This is a genomic window from Flavobacterium sp. (assembly GCF_050696275.1).
GTDB lineage: Bacteria > Bacteroidota > Bacteroidia > Flavobacteriales > Flavobacteriaceae > Flavobacterium.
This window is the reverse complement of the sequence record NZ_JBOGUT010000014.1, coordinates 38,410-54,913: the sequence shown is the minus strand read 5'-3', so window position 1 is coordinate 54,913 and position 16,504 is coordinate 38,410. Positions and strand designations below refer to the sequence as shown.

General features: G+C 36.3%; 16 protein-coding genes. 13 read left to right on the top strand and 3 right to left on the bottom strand.

Annotated elements, in window-relative coordinates; genetic code table 11:
* Positions 1-13 precede the first annotated feature (13 nt).
* Genes ACRDEC_RS08960 through ACRDEC_RS08910 form a run of 11 tightly spaced genes read left to right on the top strand, consistent with a single transcriptional unit; the run spans position 14 to position 11,456 of the window.
* On the top strand, positions 14-1,252 hold the full coding sequence (locus tag ACRDEC_RS08960; protein ID WP_431497996.1) for an NADH-quinone oxidoreductase subunit D: 1,239 nt from the start codon (positions 14-16) through the stop codon (positions 1,250-1,252).
* A 5-nt stretch (positions 1,253-1,257) separates the two neighbouring features.
* Positions 1,258-1,788, top strand: coding sequence for a complex I 24 kDa subunit family protein (locus tag ACRDEC_RS08955; RefSeq protein ID WP_431497995.1), 531 nt, complete (start codon positions 1,258-1,260; stop codon positions 1,786-1,788).
* A 1-nt stretch (position 1,789) separates the two neighbouring features.
* Positions 1,790-3,157, top strand: coding sequence for an NADH-quinone oxidoreductase subunit NuoF (gene nuoF / locus ACRDEC_RS08950; protein ID WP_431497994.1), 1,368 nt, complete (start codon positions 1,790-1,792; stop codon positions 3,155-3,157).
* Between the two features lie 52 nt (positions 3,158-3,209).
* Positions 3,210-4,259 carry a 2Fe-2S iron-sulfur cluster-binding protein gene (locus ACRDEC_RS08945; protein ID WP_431497993.1) on the top strand — a complete coding sequence of 350 codons (1,050 nt, stop codon included), beginning with the start codon at positions 3,210-3,212 and terminating at the stop codon, positions 4,257-4,259.
* Positions 4,252-5,301, top strand: a complete 1,050-nt coding sequence (gene nuoH, locus ACRDEC_RS08940) for an NADH-quinone oxidoreductase subunit NuoH (RefSeq protein ID WP_431497992.1) — start codon at positions 4,252-4,254, stop codon at positions 5,299-5,301. Before ACRDEC_RS08945 ends, nuoH begins: the two co-directional genes overlap by 8 nt.
* 7 nt (positions 5,302-5,308) lie before the next feature.
* A complete protein-coding gene (locus tag ACRDEC_RS08935) occupies positions 5,309-5,860 on the top strand; it encodes a NuoI/complex I 23 kDa subunit family protein (protein ID WP_431497991.1) in 552 nt (183 codons plus the stop codon).
* Positions 5,860-6,372, top strand: coding sequence for an NADH-quinone oxidoreductase subunit J family protein (locus ACRDEC_RS08930; protein WP_431497990.1), 513 nt, complete (start codon positions 5,860-5,862; stop codon positions 6,370-6,372). The genes ACRDEC_RS08935 and ACRDEC_RS08930 overlap by 1 nt, the downstream gene beginning before the upstream one ends.
* Positions 6,373-6,693 carry an NADH-quinone oxidoreductase subunit NuoK gene (gene nuoK, locus ACRDEC_RS08925; protein ID WP_431497989.1) on the top strand — a complete coding sequence of 107 codons (321 nt, stop codon included), beginning with the start codon at positions 6,373-6,375 and terminating at the stop codon, positions 6,691-6,693.
* A 6-nt stretch (positions 6,694-6,699) separates the two neighbouring features.
* Positions 6,700-8,583, top strand: a complete 1,884-nt coding sequence (gene nuoL / locus ACRDEC_RS08920) for an NADH-quinone oxidoreductase subunit L (RefSeq protein WP_431497988.1) — start codon at positions 6,700-6,702, stop codon at positions 8,581-8,583.
* 12 nt (positions 8,584-8,595) lie between these two features.
* On the top strand, positions 8,596-10,035 hold the full coding sequence (locus ACRDEC_RS08915) for a complex I subunit 4 family protein (RefSeq protein WP_431497987.1): 1,440 nt from the start codon (positions 8,596-8,598) through the stop codon (positions 10,033-10,035).
* Between the two features lie 50 nt (positions 10,036-10,085).
* Positions 10,086-11,456, top strand: a complete 1,371-nt coding sequence (locus ACRDEC_RS08910; RefSeq protein WP_431497986.1) for an NADH-quinone oxidoreductase subunit N — start codon at positions 10,086-10,088, stop codon at positions 11,454-11,456.
* 103 nt (positions 11,457-11,559) lie between these two features.
* Here ACRDEC_RS08910 and ACRDEC_RS08905 read toward each other — a convergent pair whose 3' ends face one another.
* The 3 genes from ACRDEC_RS08905 to rplU form a co-directional block, all read right to left on the bottom strand.
* A complete protein-coding gene (locus ACRDEC_RS08905; protein ID WP_431497985.1) occupies positions 11,560-12,012 on the bottom strand; it encodes a 6-pyruvoyl trahydropterin synthase family protein in 453 nt (150 codons plus the stop codon).
* 150 nt (positions 12,013-12,162) lie between these two features.
* Complete coding sequence (gene rpmA, locus ACRDEC_RS08900) at positions 12,163-12,423, bottom strand: 50S ribosomal protein L27 (protein WP_135525651.1); 261 nt, start codon at positions 12,421-12,423, stop codon at positions 12,163-12,165.
* A gap of 25 nt (positions 12,424-12,448) precedes the next feature.
* Positions 12,449-12,886, bottom strand: a complete 438-nt coding sequence (rplU, locus tag ACRDEC_RS08895; protein ID WP_431497984.1) for a 50S ribosomal protein L21 — start codon at positions 12,884-12,886, stop codon at positions 12,449-12,451.
* A gap of 187 nt (positions 12,887-13,073) precedes the next feature.
* On the opposite strand from rplU, the gene ACRDEC_RS08890 reads away from it, so the two are divergent.
* Together ACRDEC_RS08890 and ACRDEC_RS08885 are read left to right on the top strand one after the other, a co-directional pair.
* Complete coding sequence (locus ACRDEC_RS08890; RefSeq protein ID WP_431497983.1) at positions 13,074-14,399, top strand: M16 family metallopeptidase; 1,326 nt, start codon at positions 13,074-13,076, stop codon at positions 14,397-14,399.
* A 13-nt stretch (positions 14,400-14,412) separates the two neighbouring features.
* Complete coding sequence (locus ACRDEC_RS08885) at positions 14,413-16,455, top strand: M16 family metallopeptidase (RefSeq protein WP_431497982.1); 2,043 nt, start codon at positions 14,413-14,415, stop codon at positions 16,453-16,455.
* Positions 16,456-16,504 lie beyond the last annotated feature (49 nt).

Here is a 16,504-nt window from a genome sequence, read left to right as displayed (position 1 = left end):
CACATTTAAATAAATGTCAGAACTATTATTACCACCAGAGCATCGATATGCTAAAATAATTAAAGAGAAACTAAACGAAGACGGAAGCGAGCTTTCCATCCTGAATTTAGGGCCAACTCACCCAGCTACTCACGGTATTTTTCAAAATATTCTGTTGATGGATGGAGAACGTATTTTAGATGCCGAGCCAACAATTGGTTACATTCACCGAGCTTTTGAAAAAATCGCCGAAAACCGCCCTTTTTACCAAATCACCCCTTTAACGGACAGAATGAATTATTGTTCGTCGCCTATTAATAATATGGCGTGGTGGATGACTTTAGAAAAACTGCTGAATATCGAAGTGCCGAAACGTGCTCAGTATTTAAGAGTTATTGTCATGGAATTGGCACGTATTACAGATCATATTATCTGTAATTCGATTCTAGGCGTTGATACAGGAGCTTATACCGGTTTCTTATATGTATTCCAATTCAGGGAAAAAATTTACGAAATCTACGAAGAGATTTGCGGAGCCCGTTTAACAACTAATATGGGACGACTTGGCGGTTTCGAAAGAGATTGGTCGGAAGAAGCTTTTAGAAAATTAGACGTTTTTCTGGAAGAATTCCCGATAGCTTGGAAAGAATTTGAAAACCTTTTCGAAAGAAACAGAATTTTTATTGACAGAACCGTAAATGTAGGTCCGATTTCTGCTGAAAGTGCCATGGCTTACGGATTTACAGGTCCAAACTTACGTGCTGCAGGTGTTGATTATGATGTCCGTGTGGCTGAACCGTATTCTTCTTATGAGGATTTTGAATTTATCGTTCCTGTAGGGAAATCAGGTGATACTTACGATCGTTTCTGCGTTCGTAATGCAGAAGTTTGGGAAAGTTTGAGCATTATCCGTCAGGCATTGGATAAAATGCCGGAAGGAAATGTCTATCATGCAGAAGTTCCGGATTATTATCTTCCTCCAAAAGAAGATGTATACAATAATATGGAAGCCTTGATTTATCATTTCAAAATTGTAATGGGTGAAGTTCCGGTTCCTGTAGCTGAAATTTATCATGCTGTTGAAGGCGGTAACGGGGAATTAGGATTTTATTTAATTACCGATGGAAGCCGTACGCCTTACAGATTGCATTTCCGTCGTCCATGTTTTATATACTATCAGGCGTATCCTGAAATGATTAAAGGAGCATTATTATCGGATGCCATCGTAATATTATCAAGTCTTAATGTAATTGCCGGCGAGTTAGACGCTTAATAATTATGGAAAAAACGCAGATCAAACAAAACATAAACATCACGGAAGCATTGATGACCCGTATCAATGAATTGACGAGTCATTATCCGGATGATAAAAGAAAATCGGCATTATTGCCCGTTTTGCACGAAGTTCAAGACGCTCACGACAACTGGTTGAGTATCGAATTGCAAGACAAAGTTGCTGAAATTTTAGGGATTAAACCTGTTGAAGTATACGAAGTGGTAACTTTCTATACCATGTTTAACCAAAGACCAATTGGTAAATACATGTTCGAATTCTGTCATACATCCCCATGTTGTCTGAATGGAATCGAAAACTTAATGGATTATACCTGTAATAAGTTAGGAGTTAAAATTGGAGAACCTACCGCTGACGGTATGTTTGAAGTTCGCGGTGTGGAATGTCTGGGAGCTTGCGGTTATGCACCAATGATGCAATTGGGAGATTTCTACCAGGAACATTTAACAGAGGCAAAAATTGATCAGTTAATTGCTGATTGTAAAGACAATAAAATAATATTACACGATAAATAAGATGTCAAGAAAAATATTATTAGACAAAATAAATGTTCCAGGCATTAAAACTTACGAAGTATATCGTCGTGAAGGCGGTTATGCATCTGTAGAGAAAGCCTTGAAAACATTGACACCTGATGAAGTGGTGGAAGAAGTAAAAACTTCAGGAATTCGTGGCCGTGGAGGAGCGGGTTTCCCAGCGGGAATGAAATGGAGTTTTATCGATAAAAAATCAGGAAAACCACGTCATTTGGTTTGTAATGCCGATGAATCGGAACCAGGAACATTCAAAGACCGTTATTTGATGGAATTTATTCCTCATTTACTAATTGAAGGAATGATTACCTCAAGTTATGCTTTGGGTGCCAACCTATCTTACATTTATATTCGTGGAGAATATATGTGGATTTACAAAATTTTAGAAAGAGCCATCGCTGAAGCAAAAGCTGCCGGTTGGTTGGGTAAAAATATATTAGGAACCGGCTATGATTTGGAATTATATGTTCAAATTGGTGGTGGAGCCTACATTTGTGGTGAAGAAACTGCATTGATTGAATCATTGGAAGGAAAAAGAGGAAATCCTCGTATTAAACCACCATTTCCTGCAGTTTCAGGACTTTGGGGAAATCCTACAGTAGTAAATAATGTGGAGACTATTTCTGCAGTGCCTTGGATTGTAAATAATTCCGGTGCTGAATATGCCAAAATCGGTATTGAACGTTCTACGGGAACCAAATTAATTTCGGCTTCAGGAAATATCAAAAATCCTGGAGTTTATGAAATTGAAATGGGAATCAGCGTTTATGAATTCATGAATTCAGACGAATACTTAGGCGGAATGAGTACTGACAGACCCTTGAAAGCTTTAGTGCCTGGAGGTTCTTCCGTGCCGATTTTACCGGAACATTTAATTTACAAAACAGCAGCTGGAACAGATCGTTTAATGACGTATGAGTCGTTATCTGATGGTGGGTTCGCTACGGGTTCGATGTTGGGTTCAGGTGGATTTATCGTATACGATGATACAGCTTGTATTGTAAGAAACACATGGAATTTTGCCCGTTTTTACCACCACGAATCTTGCGGACAATGTACGCCTTGCCGTGAAGGGACAGGATGGTTGGAAAAAATATTACACAGAATCGAAACCGGTTCAGGTCGTGAAGAGGATATCGAATTATTGTGGAGTATTCAAAGTAAAATTGAAGGAAATACGATTTGTCCTTTAGGTGATGCAGCGTCTTGGCCAGTGGCAGCAGCAATTCGTCACTTTAGAGAAGAATTTGAATACCACGTTCGTTTCCCCGAAAAAATAAAAAACAGAGATCACTTTGTAGCTGAGCCTTTCGAGAAAGTAAAGCATTTAGTGTCAAAAGTAACAGTATAAATTTAGTCGAAAGTGGCGTGATGTAAATCGCTGAAGCTTTACAATAAGAGTTATGAAAGTAACAATAGACGGTCAAAGTATAGAAGTAGAACCAGGAACAACCATCCTGCAGGCTGCACGTATGATTGGTGGCGAATTAGTGCCGCCAGCCATGTGTTATTACTCAAAATTAAAAGGCAGCGGCGGAAAATGCCGTTGTTGTTTAGTAGAAGTTGCGAAAGGCAGCGAAGCGGATCCAAGACCTATGCCAAAATTGATGGCGTCTTGTGTAACCGGCTGTATGGACGGAATGGAAGTAAACAGCAAATCTTCACCAAGAGTAGAAGAAGCCAGAAAATCAGTGACGGAATTCCTGTTAATCAACCATCCTTTGGATTGCCCTGTTTGTGATCAGGCTGGTGAGTGTGATTTACAGAATTTAAGTTTCGAACACGGAAATCCAAAATCCCGTTTTATTGAAGAAAAAAGAACATTCGAGCCGGAAGATATCGGTCCGAATATTCAACTGCATATGAACCGTTGTATCTTATGTCAAAGATGCGTTCAGGTAGCGGATCAATTGACTGACAATCGTGTTCATGGTGTAATGGATCGTGGTGATCATGCCAATATTTCAACTTGTATTTCAAAAGCAATTGACAATGAGTTTTCCGGGAATATGATTGATGTTTGTCCTGTTGGTGCTTTAACCGATAAGACTTTCCGTTTCAAGTCAAGAGTTTGGTTTAATAAACCATATAATGCACACAGAGATTGTGATAAATGCTGCGGAAAAACAACTGTTTGGATGTTCGGAGGTGAAATCCAACGTGTTACAGGTCGTAAAGACGTGTACCATGAAGTTGAAGAATTCATTTGTAATGGATGTCGTTTTGATCATAAAAACGTGGAAGACTGGACAATTGAAGGACCTCGTGAATTTGAAAAAGATTCTGTAATCAATCAAAACAATTACACTCAAAAATTAGAAAAAGTAATCATCGAAACCGAAAAAGGAATCTTAGACGGTAGAGATATCGATAGAAAGAAAATCAGTATGGCTGAAATTGATTACAACGAAAAAATTGATGGTAACTTAATCAACACTAAGAAAAATGGATAGTGCATTTATTATAGAAAAAAGCGTTGTCATTGTAACAGTATTTGCCATAACGATGATTTTTGCCATGTATTCTACTTGGGCAGAACGTAAAGTAGCTGCATTTTTACAAGATAGGGTTGGGCCAAATCGTGCCGGTTTCGGAGGTTTATTACAGCCACTTGCCGACGGTTTGAAATTATTTTCAAAAGAAGAATTTTTCCCAAACACTCCTAATAGATTTTTGTTTATCATAGGGCCGGGTATCGCAATGAGTACGGCTTTAATGACGAGTGCAGTAATTCCTTGGGGTGATAAACTACACCTTTTTGGAAGAGATATTACTTTGCAGGCAACAGATATTGATGTGTCTTTATTGTACATTTTTGGGGTAATTTCAGTAGGTGTATATGGAATTATGATTGGTGGTTGGGCTTCTAATAATAAGTTCTCTTTGATGGGAGCGGTTCGTGCGGCTTCACAAATGGTATCGTATGAAGTAGCTATGGGATTGTCAATGATTGCGTTGTTGATGATGACAGGAACTTTAAGCTTAAAAGAAATTTCTGTGCAACAGGCAGGTTTTTGGGGAGAAAATTGGTTTTCCTGGAATGTTTTTAAACAACCGCTTTCTTTTCTGATATTTTTAATCTGTGCTTTTGCGGAAACCAATAGAACACCTTTCGATTTAGCAGAATGTGAATCAGAATTAATTGGAGGGTACCATACAGAATATTCCTCCATGAAAATGGGATTCTATTTATTTGCTGAATATGCTAATATGTTTATCTCATCGGCTATTTTGGCTATTTTATTCTTCGGAAGTTACAATTATCCGGGAATGCAATGGATGGCTGAAAACGTGGGTGTAAATACAGCTAATGTTTTAGGTATTCTGGCTTTGTTTATCAAAATTTGCGGTTTCATCTTCTTCTATATGTGGGTGCGTTGGACGATTCCGCGTTTCAGATACGATCAGTTAATGCATTTAGGATGGAGAATTTTAATCCCATTGGCCATTATCAATATTATGATAACCGGAGTTTGCCTTTTAGCTTTTAAATAAGAAATTTATGTCAGTAACTATACAAAATATATCATTATCAGGCAGAAAAAAAGACGTTTCACACAAAGAGATGACTTTTTGGGAAAGCTTGTATTTAGTAGCAATTGTCAAAGGATTGTTAATTACGATTAAACACTTCTTCAGAAAAAAAGTAACGATTCATTATCCGGAACAAGTTCGTGAAATGAGCCCTGTGTATCGCGGACAGCATATGTTGAAGCGTGATGAGCAAGGTCGCGAAAATTGTACGGCTTGTGGCTTGTGCGCGCTTTCTTGTCCTGCTGAAGCTATTACGATGAAAGCAGCAGAGCGTAAATCAAATGAAAAACACCTGTATCGTGAAGAGAAATATGCAGAAATTTACGAAATCAATATGTTGCGTTGTATTTTCTGCGGATTATGTGAAGAAGCCTGTCCGAAAGATGCTATTTACTTAACAACGTCTAAAGTATTGGTTCCTTCAAATTACGAAAGAGAAGATTTCATTTTCGGAAAAGATAAATTAGTTATGCCACTGGATATGGCTATGAAAAATGCTCAACTTAAAAACGCTAACTAATGTCAACATTACTTATTATATTTTACTTTCTATCGGCAATTACTATTGCGACTGCACTTTTAACTATCATTAGTAAAAACCCTATTCACAGTGCTATTTATTTAGTAATCTGTTTCTTTACGGTAGCAGGCCATTATTTGCTGTTTAATGCACAGTTTCTTGCTATCGTTCATGTCATAGTTTATTCAGGAGCCATCATGGTTTTGTTTTTATTTACGATCATGCTGATGAATTTAAACAAAGAAGGCGAGCCGCATAAAAAATGGGCAACCAAACTGGCCGCAGTAATTTCTTTTGGATTGATCTGCTTTATCATGTTGGCGGTATTTATTAAAGCAATGCCAATTATCAAAGAATACAAGCAAACAGGTCAGGATTTTCAATCTATAAAAGTATTAGGTAAAGTATTGCTTAACGAATATATGGTGCCGTTCGAATTTGCTTCTGTTTTATTGCTGGTAGCGATGATTGGAGCTGTGTTGTTGTCTAAAAAAGAAAAATCAATTCAATAAATGAATAATATTTTACAAGAAATAGGAATTGAAAACTACATTTATTTAAGTGTGATTCTTTTCTGCATTGGGATTTTTGGTGTTTTGTACAGAAGAAATGCCATCATCATGTTTATGTCTATCGAAATTATGCTGAATGCTGTTAACTTGCTTTTTGTGGCTTTTTCGACGTATCATCAGGATGCTCAGGGACAAGTATTCGTATTCTTCTCTATGGCTGTGGCTGCTGCCGAAGTTGCTGTAGGACTAGCTATATTAGTATCGATTTTCAGAAACTTGAGTTCTATTGATATCGATAATTTAAAAAATTTAAAAGGATAAATACTAATGGAAAAAAATTTAGCTTTAGTATTATTGTTAGCCCCGTTGTGCGGGTTTTTATTCAATGTTTTTTTAGGGAAAAAAGCAGGAAAATCGATTTCAGGAATTATTGGAACTTTGTCTGTTTTGATTTCCTTTTTTGCAACGACTTATTTCTTCGCTTTGATCCAATCGAATGGACAACCAGTGCAGGTTAATTTATTCCAATGGATTTCTTTAGAAAAATTCAATATTGACTTTTCGTTTTTATTAGATCAATTGTCTGTTCTTTGGCTGCTTTTTGTGACTGGAATCGGAACATTGATTCATATGTATTCCATCAGTTATATGCACGATGACGAAAATATGCATAAGTTTTTTGCTTATCTGAATTTGTTTGTGTTTTTCATGATCACATTGGTTATGGGAAGTAACTTGTTAATCCTGTTTATTGGCTGGGAAGGTGTCGGATTATGCTCTTACCTTTTGATTGGTTTTTGGTATAAAAATCAAGAGTACAACGACGCTGCCAAGAAGGCGTTTATCATGAACAGAATTGGAGACTTAGGTTTGTTAATCGGACTGTTCATTTTAGGATACTTATTCAACACATTAGATTATACCGCACTTAAAACAGGAATTCTGAGCAATAGTGCTATTTTATCCAATCCATTACTTTCTGTAGCGGCATTGTGTCTGTTTATAGGAGCCTGCGGGAAGTCTGCGCAGATTCCATTATATACATGGTTGCCGGATGCGATGGCCGGGCCTACGCCGGTTTCTGCTTTAATACACGCTGCAACGATGGTTACTGCCGGTATTTTTATGGTGACAAGAATGAATTTTCTATTCGATCTTACGCCGTATATCCAGGATATTATTGCAGTTGTAGGAGCTGTTACGGCATTGGTCGCTGCTTCTATCGGATTGGTTCAAAATGACATCAAGAAAGTATTGGCCTATTCTACGGTCTCTCAATTAGGATTGATGTTTTTGGCTTTAGGTCTTGGAGCTTATGAAGTGGCTGTTTTTCACGTAATTACACATGCTTTTTTTAAAGCTTGTTTGTTCTTGGGCTCAGGTTCTGTTATTCACGCTTTGCATGGAGAACAGGATATGAGAAGAATGGGTGGGTTGAAAAAAGCCATGCCAATTACATTCTGGACCATGATGATTTCTACTTTGGCTATTGCGGGGATTTTTCCATTTGCAGGTTTTTGGTCTAAAGATGAAATCTTAATGACAGCTTTTCATGGGAATATTGTGCTTTGGGTAATTGGTTCTATCGCATCAATAATGACTGCTTTTTATATGTTCAGATTAATGTATCTGACTTTCTTTAAAGAATTCAGAGGAACAGAAGAACAAAAACATCATTTGCATGAAAGTCCAAGTTTAATTACGATTCCATTGATTATTCTTGCGTTTTTAGCTGCTATTGGCGGATTAATTAGTTTGCCTGGAAACAGTTGGTTAAATCATTATCTGGAGCCGCTTTTCAGTAAAGTTTCGCATGAAGCGCATCATTTGGGGACAACCGAATACATGCTTATGGCGATTGCTACAGCAGGAGCATTGCTTGGAATCGGAATGGCTTACTCTAAATACATCAAACAAAATCAAATTCCGGACGAAGATTCAGAGATTAAAGGGATTGCAAAAGTGTTGTATAATAAATACTATGTCGATGAAGCGTATGATGCTGTTTTTGTAAATCCATTGTATAAGGTATCACACTTCTGCAGAAAGTATGTTGAAGAAGCTGTTTCAGGATTTATTTTTGGCTTAGGAAAATTGGCAAACGAAATAGGGAATCAAGGGAAATTAATCCAGAACGGAAGTATTGGATTGTATCTTTTTGCTTTTGTAATAGGAGTTTCTTCGATTTTAATTTATTTATTTTTAGTTTAATAATCATACATAATGAACGTATCATTTATACTCATTCTCTTATTGTTCGGTGCGATAGCAACTTATTTTGCTGGAGATAAATTAGCTAAAAGCGTAGCTTTAATTTTTAGTTTGGCTTCAGTAGCAGGTTCAATTTATATATTGAATCTTCATATGGCCGGAGTCGATATTGATTTTAAAGAGGTTTGGATTTCTAATCCTAATTTATTCATCGCATTAAAAGTTGACGGATTATCGATTGCTATGATGCTTTTGACAACGGCATTAACTTCAATTATTATATTTTCTTCTTTTGGAAATCAATACAATAACAGTAAGAATTTTTACGCTTTAATACTGTTCATGTCGTTTGCTATGGTGGGGACATTCTTAAGTGCAGACGCTTTTCTATACTACATTTTCTGGGAGTTGTCATTGATCCCAATTTACTTTATTGCTTTATTATGGGGTAATGGCGATGCGGAAGAACGTAAGAGAGCAATAATTAAATTCTTTATTTACACGTTAGCGGGTTCGCTGTTCATGTTAGTGGCTTTCATTTACCTGTTCAAAAAAGCAGGAAGTTTGCTGATAGGAGATTTGTATGCGTTTCCTTTATCAGGTCAAGAGCAATTCTGGATTTTCCTGGCGCTGTTTTTAGCCTATGCAATCAAAATTCCAATTATTCCTTTTCATTCATGGCAGGCAAATACGTATCAGAAAGCTCCAGCAGTTGGTACCATGCTGCTTTCAGGAATTATGCTTAAAATGGGATTGTATAGTGTTATTCGCTGGCAATTGCCTATTGCGCCAATGGCAGCAAAGATGTATATGGATATTTTCATTGGTTTGAGTGTTGCGGGTGTAGTTTATGGTTCAATTGTCGCTTTAAAACAAAGAAACATAAAAAAATTATTGGCATATTCGTCTTTAGCACACGTTGGTTTAATTGCTGCGGGCGCTTATACATTAACACTTGATGGATTGCGTGGTGCAGTTTTACAGATGATTGCGCACGGGTTTGTCGTTGTAGGTCTTTTCTTTGCTGCTGAAGTTATTGAAAGACGTTTCAATACTCAGGAAATTTCAGAAATGGGAGGAATCAGAATTCAGGATAATAAATTTGCTTCGATGTTTATGATTGTTATGCTGGCTTCGGTTGCATTGCCTTCTACTTTCAACTTTGTTGGTGAGTTTACTTTATTATACAGTTTGTACAACTCAGGTATCTGGTTTGCGGTAATTGCAGGAACAACCATTATTTTAGGGGCAGTTTATATGCTTAAAATGTTTCAGCATGTAATGTTAGGTGAGGCTAATGCCAAAGTTTTCAAAACGATTACAGTTCAGGAAACAGTAGTTTTTGTCATCATCATCGCTGTATTGCTTTTCTTCGGTTTGTATCCAAAGCCAATTAATGATTTGATTACACCGGCATTACAGGAGATTGTTACTAAAATTAATAGACAATAAATAGTTCGAATTTGATTTTTTAATCAGAATTCAAAATATAAATATCACAAATGAATACATTAATAGCAATATCAGGATTAGGGATTTTAACTTTGCTTGCCGAAATTTTTAACGCAAGAAGAATAATAGTGCCAATAACGATTGTCGGGCTTTTAGCTATTTTGGGACTTACTGCTTCTGAGTTTGGTCTTGATAAAAGTTACTATAATAACATGATTGTTACAGATAAATTCTCTTCTGCATTTTCATGTTTATTTATTGTAATTACTATTTTTCTGGTGGCTATGAGTCATGATTTTTATAAAAATCAAAGGACTAAAATCTCAGATTATGTTGCCATAAAAGTATTCTTGCTGGCAGGCGCTGTGGCGATGGTTTCTTTTGGGAATTTATCTATGTTCTTTTTGGGAATTGAAGTATTGTCTATTGCACTTTACGTTCTTGCAGCAAGCAACAGATTGAATTTGAAAAGCAACGAGGCCGGAATGAAATATTTCTTAATGGGATCATTTGCTTCAGGAATCATTCTTTTTGGTATCTGTTTGGTCTATGGTGCAACCGGTAGTTTTGATTTGATGGCTATTTATCAGGTAATACACTATTCTAGTTTTCCGCAATGGTATTTTATAGGTATCGTGTTATTGGTGATTGGTATGTTGTTCAAAATAGCAGCTGTGCCTTTTCATTTCTGGGCTCCGGATGTATACGAAGGATCTCCGGCGCTAACAACTGCTACAATGAGCAGCTTGGCTAAAATTGTAGCTATGGCAACATTGTTTAAATTGGTGACAAAACTTTTGCCTATACAATCTTATTCGTTCCAAATTATTATTGTTTGCGTAGCTATTGGTTCAATGGTACTTGGAAATATCATGGCTTTGCGTCAAAATAATGTAAAGCGTATGTTTGCTTTTTCAGGGATTTCACACGCAGGTTTTATGGTAATGACACTTTTATGTGTTAATGATGCAGCTAGTGTTTTATTGTATTATGCTGCGGCTTATTCAGTAGCAGGTATTGCCTTTTTCGCTGTGGTAATCTATGTGACTGCTGCCAAAGAAAACGAAACAATTGACAGCTTTAACGGTTTAGGAAAATCACATCCGCTATTGGCTGGGATACTTACGGCATCGTTATTGTCTATGGCTGGAATACCGATACTTTCCGGATTCTTTGCCAAGTTCTTTTTATTGAACCAATTAGTACATACTGGCTGGCTGGTTTTAGTTATCGTTGCCATTGTTACTTCAATAATAAGTGTTGGCTATTATTTTAAGATCATTTTAGCTATGTATACTAAAGAAAGTGAGGAAAGTTTGCCGGCAATACCAATGACATATCAAATCGTTGCTGTGGTGGCTTTAGTGCTTAATATAGCGATGGGGTTATTTCCTAGCTATGTGTTGAATCTTTTAGGTTAAAATCTAATTTATATAGTATAATTAAAGAGCTCGTTTGGGCTCTTTTTTTGTTGAAATAAAAAAGGACGGCAATTTTGCTGTCCTTTTTGTGTTTTAAACCTGGTTATTCGTTGTCCGATGCAAACCATTCTGCATATGAAGTTTCGGTTTCCTGTAATCGAAGGCAATGCAATTTAATAGAATCAGGCAGTCTCCGTTTTATTTTTTCTGCAAAATCAATCACCATATTCTCACTTGTAGGCTGGTAATCTACCAAAATCACGTGATGACCGCGTGTCTTCAATTCGTTTGCCAGTTCAATATGCGGAGTGGTGGCATTAAATACTGTGGCGTGGTCAAATATATCGACAATGTCTTCTTTAACTATTTTCTTCAAATCCGAAAAATCAATCACCATTCCGAATTTAACATTGGTTCTGTCCGTAATTGGTGAACCAATAACCGTTACCGACAGCTTGTAACTGTGGCCGTGAACATTTTTGCACTTTCCATCATAACCATAAAGGGCGTGGCCGGTTTCAAAACTGAACTGTTTGGTAATTCTTATCTTGCTCATAAAAAATCAAATTGTTTGCAAAGGTATTAAATAAATTATTAAGCCGCTAATGGAGCAGATTTCAGAAAATCCTGTTTTTTGAATCACGAGGACCAAAAAAAAACGCTCAACTAGTTGAGCGTTTTTTATATTGTATAAGTTTTTAAAGACTTAAGCTTCAAATGGAACTACAGAAACATAAGATTTGTTTTCACCTTTTTTCTGGAATTTCACAACACCGGCAACTTTTGCATGTAAAGTATGATCTTTACCCATGTAAACGTTTTCTCCTGGATTGTGTTTAGAACCTCTTTGTCTTACAATGATATTTCCAGCGATTGCAGCTTGACCACCATAAATCTTAACACCTAAGCGTTTCGATTCTGATTCTCTACCATTCTTCGAACTACCGACACCTTTCTTGTGAGCCATGACGTTTTGGTTTTAAATGTTAATATTATTCTTGTGTATCTTCTTTTTTAGCTTTTACAGCTTTTTTCTTTGGAGCTTCAACTACCTCTTCAGTTGCAGCAACCTCTTTTTTAGGAGCAGCTTCTTTTTTAGGAGCAGCTTTCTTAGCGCCTGAAGTTGTAATACCTTCTACTAAGATTTGAGTAAGATACTGTCTGTGACCGTTTCTTTTCTTGTAACCTTTTCTTCTTTTCTTTTTGAAAACGATTACTTTATCTCCTTTTAAGTGTTGTAACACTTTTGCTTCTACTGAAGCACCTTCTATAGCTGGGGCGCCTAAAGTGATTGTGCCATTGTCGTCTACTAAAAGAACTTTGTCAAAAGAAACTTTTGAACCTTCTTCGTTCGTCAAACGGTGAACATAAACCTTTAAGTCTTTGCTTACTTTAAATTGTTGCCCTGCTATCTCTACGATTGCGTACATAACAATAATGTTTATTAATTTTAAGGTTGCAAATATACGATTATTTATCTATTCCGCAACTCTTGCTTTAAAAATTATTTATAAAAGTCTTACAATCAAAAAGATTGATAAAAAAATGAATTGATTTTGTAACAAAAAATCAAAAGAATCGTCTCATGCTATTATATTTTAATAACTATTAACTTTTATGAAAAAATCATTAATGACTTTAAGCGCTGTTTTAATGCTTGGAGGTTTTGCCTCAGCTCAAAAAGTAGCGTTTGAAGAATACAACCTAGACAACGGTTTGCATGTAATTTTACATCAGGACAAATCGGCACCAGTTGTGATCACTTCTGTAATGTATCACGTGGGATCTAAAGATGAAAACCCTGAAAGAACAGGATTTGCACACTTCTTTGAACACCTTTTATTTGAAGGTACTGATAACATTGCCCGTGGCGAATGGTTTAAAATTGTAACGGCTAACGGTGGAAACAACAATGCTAATACATCGGAAGACAGAACCTATTACTACGAGGTTTTTCCTTCAAACAATTTACAATTGGCTTTATGGATGGAATCAGAAAGGTTAATGCATCCGGTAATCAATCAAATTGGTGTTGATACACAAAATGAAGTGGTTAAAGAAGAAAAAAGACTTCGAATAGACAATCAGCCATACGGAAACTTAATTGCTGCCGTGAAACAAAATATGTACAAAGTACACCCATACCGTTGGGCTCCTATTGGTTCTATGGAACATTTGGATGCAGCAACTTTGGCAGAATTCCAGGCTTTCAACAAAAAATTCTATATTCCTAACAATGCTGTTTTAGTAGTTGCCGGAGATTTTGATCCAGCACAGGCTAAAGCATGGGTAAAAGATTATTTTAATGCTATTCCAAAAGGAGCGCCGGTTCAAAAACAAAAATTTGAAGAAGCTCCTATAACACAAACTATCAAAGCAACATATCAGGATCCGAATATTCAGATTCCGATGATGGTTTGTACTTACAGAACACCTTCGATGAAAACACGTGATTCTAAAGTTTTGGATATGATTTCTTCGATTTTATCTGATGGAAAAAGTTCAAGATTATACAAGAAAGTAGTAGACGATAAGAAAATGGCATTGCAAATTGGCGCTTTCAACTACAGTCAGGAAGATTACGGAATGTATATCCTTTACGGTTTGCCAATGGGACAAAACACTACCGAAAGCTTAGTTAAAGAAGTTGACGAGGAAATTGTAAAATTACAAACAGAATTGATTTCTGAAAAAGACTTTCAAAAACTGCAAAACAAATTCGAAAACCAATATGTTAACGGTAATGCAAGTATTGAAGGTATTGCTGAAAACCTGGCTTCTTTTTATTTGTTGCATGGAGACGTAAATTTAATCAATACTGAAATTGATATTTACCGTTCTATCACCAGAGAGGAAATCAGAGAAGTTGCAAAAAAATATCTGAACCCCAACCAACGTTTGATTTTAGATTATGTTCCTGCAAAAGACAAAGCACAAAACTAAGTTGAAAATTACTATGAAAAAATATATTTATATAGCAGCGGGCTTGTTTTTAACAATGACGATGCAAGCGCAAGACAGAAAACAACCAAAACCAGGCCCATCGCCAACAATTAATGTTGGAAAGCCATCTTCATTCGTATTGAAAAACGGACTGAAAGTATTGGTTGTTGAAAATCATAAACTTCCAAGAATTTCTTTTAACCTGACAATCGACAATGCACCTTATACCGAAGGTGATAAAAAAGGGGTGTCAGAATTAACCAGTGCGTTAATTGGAAACGGAACAAAAAAAATGACTAAGGATGCTTTTAATGAAGAAGTTGATTTCTTGGGAGCTGATATTAATTTCCAATCAAACGGAGCATTCGCAAGCGGATTGTCTAAATATTCCGGAAGAATCATGGAATTAATGGCTGATGGAGCTTTAAACTCAATTTTCACACAGGAAGAGCTGGATAAAGAAAAAGCGAAATTAATAGAAGGATTAAAATCAAATGAGAAAAGTGTAACTTCTGTTGCAGGACGCGTGGAAGACGTTTTGGCTTTCGGTAAAAACCACCCTTCAGGGGAGTATTTAAGCGAAGCTACAATTAATAATGTCACGCTGAATGATGTTGTTTTAAACTACAATACATACTTTGTTCCTGGTAATGCTTATTTGGTTATCGTTGGTGATGTTGCCTTGAAAGATATTAAGAAAATGGTTGAAAAACAATTTGGCCCTTGGAAAAAAGCAACAGCTCCGTCACTAACATACACTGATCCAAGTAATGTTCAGTATTCTCAAATTAACTTTGTAGATATGCCAAACGCTGTGCAATCGGAAATTGCATTGGTAAATACGGTAAATTTAAAAATGACAGATAAAGAATACTTCGCCGGAATCTTGGCTAACCAAATTCTTGGTGGTGGTGGAGAAGGTCGTTTGTTCATGAATTTACGTGAGAAACACGGATGGACTTACGGAGCGTATTCTTCATTAGGTTCGGGGAAATATGTAGAAAAATTCCGTTCTGAAGCTTCAGTAAGAAACGCGGTTACAGATAGTGCTGTAGTTCAATTTTTCAATGAAGTGAAAAGAATTAGAACCGAATTGGTTTCTGAAGAAGATTTAAAAGTTGCTAAAGCAAAATACATCGGAAACTTTGTAATGCAAATTCAAAAACCGGCTACCATTGCCCGTTATGCTTTAAATACAGAAACTCAAGGTCTTCCTTTGGATTTCTATGAAAACTACATCAAGAACATCAATGCTGTAACGGCTGAAGATGTTAAGGCTGCTGCCAATAAATTCTTTATGGCGGATAACACTCGTGTTGTAATCGTTGGAAAAGCTTCTGAAGTTTTACCAGGATTAGAAAAAATGAGCGCTAAAGAAAAATTGCCAATTTTGTACTTTGATAAATATGGTACTCCGACAGAAAAGCCAAAAGTGAATACTCCAATTCCAGCTGGTGTAACTGCTAAAACGGTTTTTGATAATTATATTAAAGCTATTGGTGGCGAAAAAATTCTTAAAACTGTTAAATCTGTTGTAACGGTTTCTTCAGGAACTGTTCAGGGAGCTTCTTTAGAGTTAACAACTAAAACTACTTCAGACAGTAAAGTGTTTGTGGAAATGAAAGTGATGGGACAGTCAATGATGAAACGAGTAATAGGTGACAAATCCGGTTACATGGTTCAGCAAGGACAAAGAAAAGACTTCACTCCTGAAGAATTAAAGGAGGAAAAGAAAGCAGCTGTCCCATTTGAAGAATTGACACTAACCAGTGATCCAAATGCCAAGTTAGAGTCTATCGAAAACATGAATGGGAATGATGTTTATGCTGTCAAAAATGATAAGAAAACATACTACTACGATGTTAAAACAGGACTAAAAACAGCTGAAGCTGAAATGACTGAAAGAGGTAATCAAACCACTTATTATAGTAATTATAAAGAGGTTAAAGGAATTAAGATACCACATGAAATCGATATGAATGTTGGTGTTGAAATCAAATTACTTACATCTGATGTAAAAATCAATGAAGGTGTAACTGCTACTGATTTTCAGTAATCGCAGTTCATAAATATAAAAAAAAACGCCTTGAGAAATCAAGGCGTTT

Bases quoted from the DNA above. Each gene is read 5' to 3' on its own strand.
- ACRDEC_RS08960 (WP_431497996.1), top strand. From the start codon at position 14: ATGTCAGAACTATTATTACCACCAGAGCATCGATATGCTAAAATAATT.
- ACRDEC_RS08955 (WP_431497995.1), top strand. From the start codon at position 1,258: ATGGAAAAAACGCAGATCAAACAAAACATAAACATCACGGAAGCATTG.
- nuoF (WP_431497994.1), top strand. From the start codon at position 1,790: ATGTCAAGAAAAATATTATTAGACAAAATAAATGTTCCAGGCATTAAA.
- ACRDEC_RS08945 (WP_431497993.1), top strand. From the start codon at position 3,210: ATGAAAGTAACAATAGACGGTCAAAGTATAGAAGTAGAACCAGGAACA.
- nuoH (WP_431497992.1), top strand. From the start codon at position 4,252: ATGGATAGTGCATTTATTATAGAAAAAAGCGTTGTCATTGTAACAGTA.
- ACRDEC_RS08935 (WP_431497991.1), top strand. From the start codon at position 5,309: ATGTCAGTAACTATACAAAATATATCATTATCAGGCAGAAAAAAAGAC.
- ACRDEC_RS08930 (WP_431497990.1), top strand. From the start codon at position 5,860: ATGTCAACATTACTTATTATATTTTACTTTCTATCGGCAATTACTATT.
- nuoK (WP_431497989.1), top strand. From the start codon at position 6,373: ATGAATAATATTTTACAAGAAATAGGAATTGAAAACTACATTTATTTA.
- nuoL (WP_431497988.1), top strand. From the start codon at position 6,700: ATGGAAAAAAATTTAGCTTTAGTATTATTGTTAGCCCCGTTGTGCGGG.
- ACRDEC_RS08915 (WP_431497987.1), top strand. From the start codon at position 8,596: ATGAACGTATCATTTATACTCATTCTCTTATTGTTCGGTGCGATAGCA.
- ACRDEC_RS08910 (WP_431497986.1), top strand. From the start codon at position 10,086: ATGAATACATTAATAGCAATATCAGGATTAGGGATTTTAACTTTGCTT.
- ACRDEC_RS08905 (WP_431497985.1), bottom strand. From the start codon at position 12,012: ATGAGCAAGATAAGAATTACCAAACAGTTCAGTTTTGAAACCGGCCAC.
- rpmA (WP_135525651.1), bottom strand. From the start codon at position 12,423: ATGGCTCACAAGAAAGGTGTCGGTAGTTCGAAGAATGGTAGAGAATCA.
- rplU (WP_431497984.1), bottom strand. From the start codon at position 12,886: ATGTACGCAATCGTAGAGATAGCAGGGCAACAATTTAAAGTAAGCAAA.
- ACRDEC_RS08890 (WP_431497983.1), top strand. From the start codon at position 13,074: ATGAAAAAATCATTAATGACTTTAAGCGCTGTTTTAATGCTTGGAGGT.
- ACRDEC_RS08885 (WP_431497982.1), top strand. From the start codon at position 14,413: ATGAAAAAATATATTTATATAGCAGCGGGCTTGTTTTTAACAATGACG.